The sequence below is a fragment of the Cyclobacterium xiamenense genome (assembly GCF_900109255.1).
In the GTDB taxonomy this organism is placed as follows: domain Bacteria; phylum Bacteroidota; class Bacteroidia; order Cytophagales; family Cyclobacteriaceae; genus Cyclobacterium; species Cyclobacterium xiamenense.
The window spans coordinates 1-12,029 of record NZ_FNZH01000020.1 but is presented as its reverse complement, the minus strand read 5'-3'; the positions used below and the strand labels follow the sequence as shown (position 1 = coordinate 12,029).

The window sequence follows — 12,029 nt, the reverse complement described above, 5'->3', positions numbered from 1 at the left end:
AGTGAACATGAGTTGTAGGAGCATAGTGGGAATAGCAAAAATCCTGAATCCTATGATTCGGGGTTGGGTAAACTATTATGCCAGATTCAGAGGCTACGAACTCTCAAAAGTTTTCCAGTTATTAAGGAGGCGTTTAGTAAGGTGGGCAAGAAAACGGTACAAGCGATACAAGACTAGCCTTAACCGGGCATTCAGGTGGTTAGACAGGGTAAGGGTGCAATTCCCAACCCTATTTTACCACTGGCAGGTGGGCTACTCTTGTTAGTAAAGTTCTGTATAACAGGAGCCGTATGATGGGAGACTATCACGTCCGGTTCTGGGAGAGGCTCGGGGTGAAATTCCCCTTGCCTACTCGACAATCAACGTTACCCAGCGTAGACTGCAATTCGCATGAGACTTTACACGAACTGCCTTAACTGCAAAACAGAGATCAACTTCCGAACAACTGCTTCGGACAGATTCGAGCTTGCCAAGAAACAATGTGAACGAATTAAATTGAACTGCACATCTTGCGGAACAACTAAGGAATATCATGTAAACGAGCTGAAGGCTGAAGAAAGTAGGATGGTTGGAATCATCTCTGTGCTTATTTTTCTTGGTGGAACAACAGCATTGTTATTTTATCTCTGGCCTTACATTTTTCAAATTTCGTCCGTTTATGCCATTTCTGGAGCAGTCGGTATCCTAATGATTCCATTTATGGTATATCAGACGATCAACTCCGGACAGGCGAACAAGGTGAAGTACTTTAACGCCAAGAGATACGGCTAACTCTAACGAACAGGATAACGGAAATGGACGCTGGGTAACATTCAGTATGAAATCATGGCGGGTCAGTGCCAGACGATACTTTTCTGCTTTCTGGAAGCTCCGCCAAATCTGCGATTTGGCCGGTGAGTTGAAAAATTTTGGTTGGCCAAATCACAGATTTGGCTATCTTGTACTTGAAAATTTAAAGATATCAAACCGCCACGATTCATACTGTGGCGTTGTATGCCATTTAAAAAACAGTCAAAATGAAAAATGGAATGCTGACAAAAATTATTTTTATAGCTTTAATATTTGGAAGTTGCAATTCTGTTTCAGACAAACAAAAAAATATGGAAGAACAAAAAAAACAATCGGATAAAGCACTTTCGCAACAAGACACGATACCAAAAGTGACAGGAATCGGTGGAATTTTCTTTTTTTCAGAAAATCCAGAAAAGACAAAGGAATGGTATTCTGAAAATTTGGGACTAGAAGTAAATGAATGGGGTTCAAGTTTTGAATTTAGAAACGCAAACAGACCAAACGAAATAAATTACTTACAATGGAGTCCGTTCAAACAAGGGAGTGAATATTTTGCCCCTTCAAAAAAAGAATTTATGATAAACTACAGAGTTCAAAATATAGAAGGACTTGTAAAGAAACTAAAAGATAACGGAGTAACCATTATTGATAGCATAGAAACATTTGATTACGGTAAATTTGTTCACATTATGGATGCAGAAGGAAACAAAATAGAACTTTGGGAACCAATCGACAGATTTTTTACAGAAATGGGTGGTAAGACAACGAAATAAATTATAAACTAAAAAAAAGAAACTATATGAAATTAGGTGCATTTTCAGTAAGCCTTAGTGTGAAAGACATTAATGCTTCAAAAGAATTTTACGAGACTTTGGGTTTTAAAGTGTTTGCGGGCGACATTGAGAAAAATTATCTCATAATGAAAAATCAAGACTCATTAATTGGATTATTCCAAGGAATGTTTGAAAACAACATTCTAACATTTAATCCAGGTTGGGATTCAAATGCGAACACACTTGAAAAATTTGATGATGTAAGAGAAATTCAAAAAACATTAAAGGAGAAAGATATAAAATTAATTAGAGAAGCAGATGATAACACAAATGGACCTGCGAGCATTACACTACTTGACCCAGACGGAAACGCTATTCTAATTGACCAACACGTTTAATAGTAAATCGTAAGTAAAAACGGCAAAACAACTAAGTTTTCGTGCGGCTTGTAAAGCCAAGCATGAAAGCGCTGTTGCGCGAAACCGGTGAAGTGCTTATGGGTTTGAGTCGGGATTTTCGGGTCGTTTAAGGTGCCATTTCAGGTCAAAAAGTGAATTTCCGATATCAGCATTCATTTAAAAAGTAAGAAAGCAGGATTATTTCAGCTATTCCGGAACTTTCTTGGAAGGTTTTTTGCGGCTGGGACATAGCTCACCCAGCCCGATCAAAATCAGGGGTTAATTTTGGGATGGGATGGTTGAAAATACGGTTTTTGGCGGTCCCAGCGTAGGTAGTCGCTGTATGCTCACCATCGTTTCTTTTTGGCAGCAGGTGCAGTAACGGGGGTTGTATTCCGCCAATGCTCTGGGATCCACAGGTAATAGGGTCACGCCAAGCACCCGGTGTACCAGAGAAACCGTTTCCCGCTTGGCTGAACTTCCCAAAATTCCAAAGTGGCGTATCCTTACCAGCCCTTTGGGCAAAATGTGCATGGAGAACCTACGGATAAACTCCATATTTTCGAGCGACATTTCCAGCTTTTTGGCTCCGAGTCTGTAATCCTTGTAGGCGAACACGGTCTTTGTGGGGCCAATGTCTAGTATCCTGTGGTTGGAGATAGCAACTTTGTGGGTATAGCGTCCGAGGTACTCAAGTACCGCCTTGGGGTGGCCGAAGGGCCGTTTGGGGTAGACAACCCATTCTTTTTTGAAAAGGGCATTGACCAGTTTTTTTTCGGGATCGATCCTGGATTTAAGTGCCTTCACATATTTGGCTCGAAAGACTTTGCTCATTGCTTTGACGGGAAAGAGGTACTTTCCCTTGCTTCTGGCCGTCTTCCACTTTCCTGTTTTGGTGACTCCTCCTCCGGGTACGATGCAGTGAAGGTGGGGATGGCGGCTTAGCTGCTGTCCCCAAGTATGCAGAATGGCGATCATACCGGCCTTTGCACCCAGATGATTGGTGTCTTTTGCAAAGCAGTTTACAGTCTTCCATGCCGCCTCGAAAAGGCTGTCATAGATGGCCTTGGGCTGATACATTGCCAGCTGATTCAGCATGTCGGGCAGCGTGAACACCACGTGGAAGTAGGGTACGGGAAGCAGCTCGGCCTCCCTGGCTGCCAGCCACTTTTCCCTGTTCTTTCCCTGGCACTTGGGGCAGTGCCGATTCCGGCAGCTATTATAGCTGATCGGTATATTCCCGCATTCGGTACAGGTATCCACATGCCCTGCCAGGCTGGCGGTCCGGCAGCGTTTCAGTGCCGAAAGGGTGCGTAGCTGCCAGGTGTTGATTTGCGGATGGCGTTCTATTTGTTGCCAGTGCTGTCTGAGCAAGTCCCCCACTTCATGGGCTGCCCTCATTTAGTAATGGGATAAAGCCTGTCGAGTGGACTGAAAGGCCTGACCCTACCCGATTGGGCAACATGAAGATAGACCATGGTTGTGTCAATGCATTGATGACCCAAAAGATCTTTGATGCTCATGATGTCAAGGCCTTCTTCCAGAAGGTGTGTCGCGTAGGAGTGCCGCAGGGTATGGACGGTCATTTCCTTGGTGATGCCGGCATCCTTTTTTGCCTGCTTCACTGCCCACTGCACCCCTCGCTGGGAATATCTGCTGTCGAAGTCTCCGCCCGAACGGCGCTTGATCTCCTGTTCCCTGCCGTTGAAAAGCCAGATGTAGGGCTGTTCGGCCTGGATGTAGGCTTTCAGCCCCCTGATCAGTATGGCCGAGAGCGGGACATAGCGGTCTTTTTTGCCTTTGCCTTGCCGGATGTGAAGCATATTCCTGTCAAAGTCCAGATCAGATATTTTCAGGTTACGAACTTCAAAACAACGGAGTCCGCAACCGTAGAGCAGACCTAAAAGGGCGCGGTGCTTGAGAAGTTTGGGGGCTTTAAGCAATCTTCTGACCTCTTCCTGGCTAAGGACTACGGGAAGTCTCTTGTCCCGCTTAATGGAAGGCAGTTCAATGCGCTTATCTTTAAGCCCCTCCATGCGGTAGGCGAATCGCGGGGCATAGACAGTGAATTTAAAATAGGAATCAGACGGGGTGTTGTGCTGCTGTTTGACCAGATAGAGGTAATCGTTGATCTGCTCGGGGTCGACTTCGGTCGGGAGTTGGTTGAAATGCAGGGCCAGTTTTGCCAGGTGGTGTGAATAATTGCGCAAGGTGCTCTCACCTCTTCCGGCCAGGGTGATTTTTTGCCGGAATTTCTCGTAAAGTTCTCTGAATCCTGCTACATTGGTACATGCTGTCTCGATAAGGTTTGCTTTTTTTTCATGATTAAAAGGGATATTTGATTGAAAAAAAAAGTTAAGCCATATCGAGCAGTTTTGAAAACTACCGTAGGTTTAGTGCAACAACGCATATAGCTTATGGCGGGTGAACGGCTGTCCGCAAGGTTTTCGCTCCGTAGCCAGCTTAGGTATCGGTGGACAGGAAAGTGCTTCGTAACCGCCACAAGCCATATGCAAAACGTTATCTGCAACCCTGAAAATCCTACCGAACTTCAATAGCAGGAATTAAAGCCAACGCTTCATTCAACACACAACACCTCATTTAATTTTACCCAATCACCTTTTTACTCCTCGCTTTCCAATGTGCTGATTTTATGCTCATTAAAATAATTTAAAAAATCCCGACCGTTTTGGAATGCTCAAAAGTCTAAAGAGTATAAACCATTAAATACAAAGGATTATGAAATTACAAAACAAAGTAGCAGCAATATTTGCTGCCAATGGAGCCATAGCTCGTGAAGTAGCTATCGAAATGGCCAAAGAAGGAGCAAGCGTTTACCTTTCGGGTCGAGACTTAGATAAAGTAAAATCCCTTTCTGACGAAATTAATACTGGTGGCGCTTCCGCGAAAGCGTATCAAGTAGATGCAACCAACGAAAGTGAAATTGAAAACTTCATTCAACAAATCATTGAAGAAGAAGGAAAACTTGACATCGTTTTCAATGGAATAGGAATCAGAGCAGAAGAAGGCGGATATGGTAAACCATCCACCGTTTTATCTTTTAAGACGTTTATGAAACCGCTCGAAACGATTTTAGGCTCACAGTTTTTAACTTCTCGAGTGGGTGCGAAGTTTATGCAAGAGACCGAAAGCAAGGGAACTATCTTAATGCTTACCGCAAGTCTTTCCCGACTAAAAGCACCTTTCATGGCTGGAATTACGGCAGCGTGCACGGGAATTGAAGGGATGACTAGAGTATTGGCATCAGAATTTGGCATGGCTGGCATCAAGGTCATTTGTATAAATCCGACAGCGATGCCAGAAACGAGAACTATTCAAGAAACTACCCAGCAGAACGCAAAAACGATGGGAATTCCTCCCGAAGTAATGGCAGAACAAATGCCCAATTCAAGTTTGTTGAAAACCACACTTACTACAAATGATACCGCTAAAGTTGCGACATTCTTGGTGTCAGATGCTGGTGCGGCATTGAACAGCCATATTGTGGATGTGGATTTTGGAACCGCAAGTGTAATCTAAAAATCAAGTGATTATGAAAACAATTTTAAATTTAGGAAAATGGCTCTTCATCCTTCCATTCGCAGTTTTTGGGTTCTTACATTTTGGTCCATTGGAATTTACCATAGATTATATTCCAGATTATTTACCGTTTAAAGTTTTTTGGATTTATTTTTCAGGTGCTTGTCTCATTGCGTTTGCAGCTTCCGCTGCCTTCAAAAAATTCGATAAATTAGCATCTGTTTTGTTGGCATTGGAACTTATCCTTTTCGTGTTATTAATACATATCCCAAAGGCAATAGAAGGCGATTTTGTCCAGTTCATAGGAATATTTAGAGACACCGTTATGGCTGGTGCGGCATTGATTTATGCGAAGTTTGTGGCATCTGACCAACGCTTTGTAAAATAATTAGGAATATGGTAACGGAAAATAAAGACTTAAAAAAAGCTTTGGAAGGCGACATTAAAGCGTTTCAAAGTCTATTTTCAGAATTTCAGCCGCAGTTAAAATCGTATCTGTATCGATTGCTGACCGACCGAAACGATACGGACGATTTAACCCACGATACATTTGTAAAGGCCTTCGATAAAATCTCGACTTTTAAAGGCAATTCAGAATTTAAAACGTGGGTTTTTCAAATCGCCACAAATCTTGCTTATGATTTTTTGAAAAAGAAAAGACGTTGGCTGCCAAATGCCCAAGACCAAGCAAAATCTTTGGCAATGTCAACCGAGTACATTCAACAACTTTTTGTAATGACCAATAAAACCTCAAATCGTGGGCGTTACGAAGTTAAAGAGCATATTGATTTCTGTTTTACCTGTATTTCAAAAACGTTAAGTATTGAAGAGCAAATTGCCATTATCCTAAAAGATATTTACGCTTTTTCACGAACCGAAATTGCCGATATTTTAGGGAAAACCGAAGGTGTAGTCAAGCATTTGTTATTCAATGGTCGAAAGACAATGATTGAAATTTTTGACAATCGTTGTGCCTTAATCAACAAAAATGGTGCTTGTCATCAATGTACGGAATTAGCTGGAATTTACAATCCGAAACAAACCAAACAAGAGGAACTAATGAAGATTAAAATGGTCAAATCTTCTGAAAAAGAATCAAAAGAAAAGTTATACCAATTACGTTCTGATTTGGTAGCTGCAATTGACCCATTGAACAGCGAAGGAGCTGATATGCAGGACATCATAATGCAATGCACGCGCTTAGCGATTAACGAAATAGAAACTATTCAAAACTAAAAATAGTGTTACAAGATAAAACACTCGCTTTTCTCAAAAAGCTCAAAAAGAACAACACAACGGAATGGTTCAAAGAAAATCAGACCGACTACAAAAAATCACGAACGGATTTTGAAATTTTTGTGTCCGAAATCATTGACGGACTTGCAAAAATGGACGATAACATTGAAAAGCAAGATTTAGAGGCAAAAAAATGTATCAAACGTATAAACCGTGATATTCGCTTTTCAAATAACAAATCGCCATATAAAACAAACTATTTCGCCGATTTTAACCCAAATGGATACAAGTCGGAACACGCCAGTTATTATTTTCACTTGGAACCGAACAACTCCTTTGTTGGCGGTGGAGTTTATATGCCACAAACACCAACTTTGAACAAGTTCCGCAAAGAAATAGAACAGGACTTTAAAAAATGGGAATCGCTGATTAACCAAAAGTCTTTTAAAGAAATATTCCCGAATGGAATTGAATCGCCATCTGAACTAATGACCGTTCCAAAAGGATTTGACAAAGAAAGTCCAGCAGTCGAATATTTACGAATGAAAGGATTTTACACTATGCGAAAATTGACCGACAATGAAATCACATCTGGAAATGCAATTTCAGAAATTATTGAATCCTTTGGAGAAGTAAAACCAGTAATCGAATTTCTAAATCGAGCGTTGTGATTGTCAACGCTTTTGTCAGCATATTTGTATTTTACGTTCCATAAGTCTACGCTAAATACACAAAAGAGCTAACAAGCTGAACGCAAAAACAACAGAAAAAAAGGCAGCAGATAATGTATATAAAAAATAGGCGAAACAGTAGTAAAATCCAGTGTTTTGGCTCTTATCAAACTTCTTGCTCAATCGAAAGTTTGGTGCTTCATAGTCGCGTACTTTTCATATACTAAACGTTGTAGCCAATTTTAGGCCGGCAATATCGAACAGAAGAATTTGACAAAAAAAAATCACAAGAACCGAAACCCTTGTGATTTAATTAAAATGATAATAGTTTAAAGTTTAACCAGAAACACCACCTAAAACACTTTCAAGTTGCATTTCTTTCAAAATTCTGTCTTGAATAGGTTGAGTTAGGTCGTTGATTTCGTCAGTACCCCAAGTGATACCGACAACTGTTCTTGTAGGACGACTTCCAAAAGGCAAATCCGCTAATTTCAAATATGCATCTACTACCCATTGTGGGTCGGGAGCATCTTCGCTCTGTAACATTTGAGCAAAATTTTCACCCATTGCTGATGGTACACCTGCTAATTCGCCATAAGTTTCTAAAACTTCATTATGTGCAGGTGCTTGACCTGACGCCAAAAGTCCTGTTCCAAATGGACCAGGTTCAACCAAGACAATATCAACACCAAAAGGTGAGACTTCGTAGCGCAACGCTTGTGAATATCCTTCCAAGGCGTGTTTGGTTGCGGTATATGTGCCAAAAAATGGTGGTGACATACGACCAACCAACGAAGAAGTATTGATGATTAAACCTGTACCGGCTTTACGCATAGATGGTAAAATGGCTTGCATTACTCTAATAGCACCAAAATAATTGGTTTCCATTTGAAATTTTGCTTGTTCAATGCTGAAGGCTTCCGTAATACCCAAATACATAATCCCTGCATTGTTGATAAGAATATCAATGTTTCCTGCTTCTGAAAGAATAGTTGACATAGCTTCTTTTACCGAAGCATCATTTGTTACATCCATATCTACCACTTTGATGTTGGCAGAATGGTTTTCCAAATCCGCTTTTGCATTGGCATTTTTACCATTTGGATTACGTATTGTTGCGAATACTTTATTGCCTTTATCGGCAAAATCTTTTGCAGCTTTCAGACCAAATCCGTTGCTACTACCAGTGATGATTATATTTTTCATTCTTGAAATGTTTAAAGTTTAAAAATTAAATTGGGGCATACGAAAACGCCAAATAATTGAGAATAGCCACAACCAACCAAAAGGGAGTGAACACGATACCTACATTTCTACCGTGAGTAGAAACCTTTGGATGCTTACCTAAGAATGGCAGAAAACCCGCTTGATTGGCATTAACCAACATCATCAATACTGCAACTACGCCAAACACTAAATGCAATGGTTGACGAGCAGCAAGTTCAAGCCCCATTCCATAGATAGCACCAACAGCAACGGCTGTAAATCCGATAGCACCTTGACGTTGTTCAAAAAGCAAAAGGAAAATATAATCTTTTGCATTCGTCAATTTTTCCTTTGGAGAAGCTTCCAAAGCTGCATCAAGCATAGTAAGTTGTTCATCTTGTGTCAAAGCCGTTTTACTATTCGGAGCTTTAAGTCCAAAAAACGGCAATACCCAATTTACAATCCAGCGAGCTTGCATTGGAAACAGCACTTCAATTCCGTGAAGTGTAACGGGAATTATGGACAAAGCCATTGCTAAGGTTGAAATTTGTATTTCGCTCATTGTTGTACGTTTTTAGTTATTAAAACCCACCAAACATGCCGTTATCATTGGCTAAACCTGTGGTTGGAACGGGTTGAATAACGTCCCAATGCTCTACGGCTTTGCCATTTTCCATTCTGAATAAATCGTAAAAGGCGTTGGAAGTACCATTCCATGTTCCTTCGCTTACAGTTAAAACAAAATTCCCTTCGCCAATAACTTTGTAAATGGTATTGTATTGGAACATATTGTTGATAGAAGTGAGATAGGCAACGGCATCCTGGATTCCTTGCAACCCATTATCAATTTGTGGGTTGTGTTGGATGTAATCTTCGGCAATATAATTGGTGATATTGTTTGGATTTTGTCCCATCAATACATCTTGAATGATTGAAGTAGCCAGACTTTTATTTGCTTCGGTTTCATCCAAGTTGGTAATGGTTGTAGCACCATCTACCATAGTATTTCCATTGGCGGTTTGACTTTCCCAAGGTTGAATGGCATCCCAATGCTCTGCGATTTTTCCACTATCATCAAATCGCAAAATGTCAAAAGTAACTACAGTGTCTGCACCAAAAGGAGCAGCATTGATCCAAAGATTGTGCATGGCAACAAATTTGCCATCTTCTAACATTCTGATATTTTGAACTTGGGTTCCATTTTGTTCCAGTACTGTTGTTAATAACTCGACAAAAGGATCTCTACCCGTAGGAATAAATGGATTATGCTGAATGTAATCCGCATTAACTAAGCCTTCTAATGTAGCAACATCACGTTCATTTACTGCTTTTAAGAACTGAGCTACTTTTTCTTTTTGAGTAGGTTCCGTTGGTGTTGGATCCTCATCTTTATTGCAAGCAGCAAGTGTAAATAATACACCTAAAACTAAAATTGATTTAAACAATAAATTTTCCATTGTTTATAAATATTTAATAGTTAAAAATTAAATCAGAATCCAAACATCCCGTTATTGTGAGCCAAACCTTCGGTAGGTATTTCTTGAATCACATCCCAATGTTCTACGATTTTACCGTCTTTCATTCTGAACAAGTCGTAAAACACGTGTTTCTTGCCACCATTCCATTCACCTTCGCTTACGGTAAGAACGAAATTACCTTCACCCAAAACTTTATGGATTTTGGTGTATTTAAACATATTGTTTTGAGAAGTGAGATACTCTACTGCTTCAACTATGCCAGTCAATCCGTCTTTAATTTGAGGGTTGTGCTGGTGGTACTCTTCGGAACTGATGTAGTCGCCAATCTTACTTGGATTTTTACCCATTAAAACGTCTTCAATAAGGGAAACTGCCAAGGCTTTGTTTGCCTCAGTTTTATCTAAATCTTCAACAGTTGTTGGTCCATCGCTTTGTGTTCTACCACTTGCAGTTTCTTTAACTAAAACGGTCATTGCATCCCAATGCTCGGCTACTTTTCCGTTTTCATCTACACGGATAATGTCAAACGCCACCATTTCATCTGCACCAAAAGGTTTGGCGTTTTTCCAGATATTGTGCATAAACACAAAATCGCCATCTTGAAACATTCTCACGTTTTCGGCATAGGTTCCGTGTTCTTTTAAAACGGGTAATAAACCAATAAAAGGTTCTAAACCAGTGGGCACAAAAGGATTATGCTGAATGTAATCAGCGTTAGCTACCTGTCGCATAGTTGTGGTGTCTTGTTTCATTACAGCACCTAAAAAAGTGCCTACGATTTCTTTGTTTGTCATTTTATTATTATTTGTAGAATTTGTCTCGCTTGTTGAATTTGTTTGCGCTGTGCCACAGGAAGCGAGAATACCTGATAGAGCTAATACTGATAATACTTTTCTCATTGTTTTTGTCGTTTGATAAATAATTATTACTTTTGTTTCGCAAGCAAAAATACAAATTAACTTTCAATACGCAAGTAATAATGCAAATAAATTTCATTTTGCAAGTAAAATTTAATATTGACTTAACAGATGCGACAAGATTTCAGATGTAATTGCCCGTTTACCTCAGCCTTAGATGTTTTAGGAGACAAGTGGATATTGGTCATCGTAAAACAAATGCTCATTGAAGGCAAGGAGACCTTTAAGGACTTTACAGAAAGTGAAGAAAGTATTGCGACCAATATTCTTTCTGCCAAACTCAAATTCTTGGAAGAAGTGGGACTTATCAAAAAAACCCAACGACCAGACAATAAAAAGACTAACCTCTACCTCTTGACCGAAAAAGGACTGTCTTTGACACCTATTCTTGTAGAACTTGCCACTTGGAGCGATAAGAATCTTAGAGACATACATCCGACCATTGTGAATGGAGAAGCAATGGAATTCCTAAGGAATGATAAAACGGCTTTTGCGAATGAAATAGAGAAAAGGTATAGAGAAAAACTGGCTACAACACCTATACGCAAGCAGGGGTTTCGTGCTTCGTAGGACAGCAAAGTGGTATATTTGAAGTTCAGTTCTTCGTAGGAAGTTCAAGGGTAAAATACCCTGCCTGTGTATAGCTGAAAATGTGTGTGATTTGAATCAGCCCCTAGGGGCAGAATGCTTTGAAATGGATGGAGGACTAGTGGGCAACCAATAGAGAGGCCCTCCGATGGCGGCCTGCCGGGGCAGCCATCAAATCGCCTTGCGCTGCATTTAGCGGAAATGCTGGTGTGGTGAGCGGATAAGGAAAAACGGGGACAGTGATCCCCGTAGGTAAGTGCAGATGGAGCTGAATGAAAATAAACCAGTGATGAAGCCTCGAGAAAGCAAATCATGATGTGTAAAACAGGTAGTTACGTTTGTACCTGTGACAAAGTGTGGCAGACGCCCGGAAGATACCGGCCACACCGCATCCGGGGTAAAGTTGGCAGGAACGCAGTACAGGCCATTT

The 12,029-nt window shown here is 40.6% G+C and carries 14 protein-coding genes; 8 read left to right on the top strand and 6 right to left on the bottom strand.

Features of this window, described 5'->3' with window-relative positions; all coding sequences use genetic code 11:
- Positions 1 to 7: 7 nt before the first annotated feature.
- From BMW71_RS23255 to BMW71_RS23240, 3 genes are all read left to right on the top strand, one after another.
- A complete protein-coding gene (locus tag BMW71_RS23255) occupies positions 8 to 265 on the top strand; it encodes a group II intron maturase-specific domain-containing protein (protein ID WP_092178938.1) in 258 nt (85 codons plus the stop codon).
- 751 nt (positions 266 to 1,016) lie between these two features.
- Positions 1,017 to 1,565, top strand: a complete 549-nt coding sequence (locus BMW71_RS23245) for a VOC family protein (RefSeq protein ID WP_317041173.1) — start codon at positions 1,017 to 1,019, stop codon at positions 1,563 to 1,565.
- Between the two features lie 26 nt (positions 1,566 to 1,591).
- Entirely contained in the window at positions 1,592 to 1,963 is a 372-nt protein-coding gene (locus tag BMW71_RS23240) for a VOC family protein (protein WP_092178936.1), read from the top strand.
- A gap of 279 nt (positions 1,964 to 2,242) precedes the next feature.
- On the opposite strand, the gene BMW71_RS23235 is transcribed toward BMW71_RS23240, so the two are convergent.
- Together BMW71_RS23235 and BMW71_RS23230 are read right to left on the bottom strand one after the other, a co-directional pair.
- Positions 2,243 to 3,364 carry an IS91 family transposase gene (locus BMW71_RS23235; RefSeq protein WP_092178935.1) on the bottom strand — a complete coding sequence of 374 codons (1,122 nt, stop codon included), beginning with the start codon at positions 3,362 to 3,364 and terminating at the stop codon, positions 2,243 to 2,245.
- Complete coding sequence (locus BMW71_RS23230) at positions 3,361 to 4,173, bottom strand: tyrosine-type recombinase/integrase (RefSeq protein WP_244891293.1); 813 nt, start codon at positions 4,171 to 4,173, stop codon at positions 3,361 to 3,363. The genes BMW71_RS23235 and BMW71_RS23230 overlap by 4 nt, the downstream gene beginning before the upstream one ends.
- A gap of 529 nt (positions 4,174 to 4,702) precedes the next feature.
- On the opposite strand from BMW71_RS23230, the gene BMW71_RS23225 reads away from it, so the two are divergent.
- From BMW71_RS23225 to BMW71_RS23210, 4 genes are read left to right on the top strand one after another with little or no spacing between them, the layout of a single operon-like run.
- A complete protein-coding gene (locus tag BMW71_RS23225; protein ID WP_092178934.1) occupies positions 4,703 to 5,503 on the top strand; it encodes an SDR family NAD(P)-dependent oxidoreductase in 801 nt (266 codons plus the stop codon).
- Between the two features lie 13 nt (positions 5,504 to 5,516).
- Positions 5,517 to 5,891 (top strand): hypothetical protein, encoded by a 375-nt coding sequence (locus tag BMW71_RS23220; protein ID WP_092178933.1) that lies wholly within the window; start codon positions 5,517 to 5,519, stop codon positions 5,889 to 5,891.
- Positions 5,892 to 5,899: 8 nt separating this feature from the next.
- Positions 5,900 to 6,739 carry an RNA polymerase sigma factor gene (locus tag BMW71_RS23215; RefSeq protein WP_092178932.1) on the top strand — a complete coding sequence of 280 codons (840 nt, stop codon included), beginning with the start codon at positions 5,900 to 5,902 and terminating at the stop codon, positions 6,737 to 6,739.
- A gap of 5 nt (positions 6,740 to 6,744) precedes the next feature.
- Positions 6,745 to 7,410 carry a DUF2461 domain-containing protein gene (locus BMW71_RS23210; RefSeq protein ID WP_177179750.1) on the top strand — a complete coding sequence of 222 codons (666 nt, stop codon included), beginning with the start codon at positions 6,745 to 6,747 and terminating at the stop codon, positions 7,408 to 7,410.
- A 336-nt stretch (positions 7,411 to 7,746) separates the two neighbouring features.
- Here BMW71_RS23210 and BMW71_RS23205 read toward each other — a convergent pair whose 3' ends face one another.
- The 4 genes from BMW71_RS23205 to BMW71_RS23190 are packed head-to-tail and all read right to left on the bottom strand — an operon-like array spanning position 7,747 to position 10,993.
- Entirely contained in the window at positions 7,747 to 8,616 is an 870-nt protein-coding gene (locus BMW71_RS23205) for an SDR family oxidoreductase (RefSeq protein WP_092178930.1), read from the bottom strand.
- Positions 8,617 to 8,641: 25 nt separating this feature from the next.
- Positions 8,642 to 9,178, bottom strand: coding sequence for a hypothetical protein (locus BMW71_RS23200; protein WP_092178929.1), 537 nt, complete (start codon positions 9,176 to 9,178; stop codon positions 8,642 to 8,644).
- A gap of 19 nt (positions 9,179 to 9,197) precedes the next feature.
- On the bottom strand, positions 9,198 to 10,073 hold the full coding sequence (locus BMW71_RS23195) for a nuclear transport factor 2 family protein (RefSeq protein WP_092178928.1): 876 nt from the start codon (positions 10,071 to 10,073) through the stop codon (positions 9,198 to 9,200).
- A 32-nt stretch (positions 10,074 to 10,105) separates the two neighbouring features.
- Positions 10,106 to 10,993 carry a nuclear transport factor 2 family protein gene (locus BMW71_RS23190; RefSeq protein WP_092178927.1) on the bottom strand — a complete coding sequence of 296 codons (888 nt, stop codon included), beginning with the start codon at positions 10,991 to 10,993 and terminating at the stop codon, positions 10,106 to 10,108.
- A gap of 129 nt (positions 10,994 to 11,122) precedes the next feature.
- Here BMW71_RS23190 and BMW71_RS23185 point away from each other — a divergent pair, with 129 nt between their 5' ends.
- Positions 11,123 to 11,581: a winged helix-turn-helix transcriptional regulator gene (locus BMW71_RS23185; protein WP_092178926.1), complete on the top strand. Its 459-nt coding sequence runs from the start codon at positions 11,123 to 11,125 to the stop codon at positions 11,579 to 11,581.
- Positions 11,582 to 12,029 lie beyond the last annotated feature (448 nt).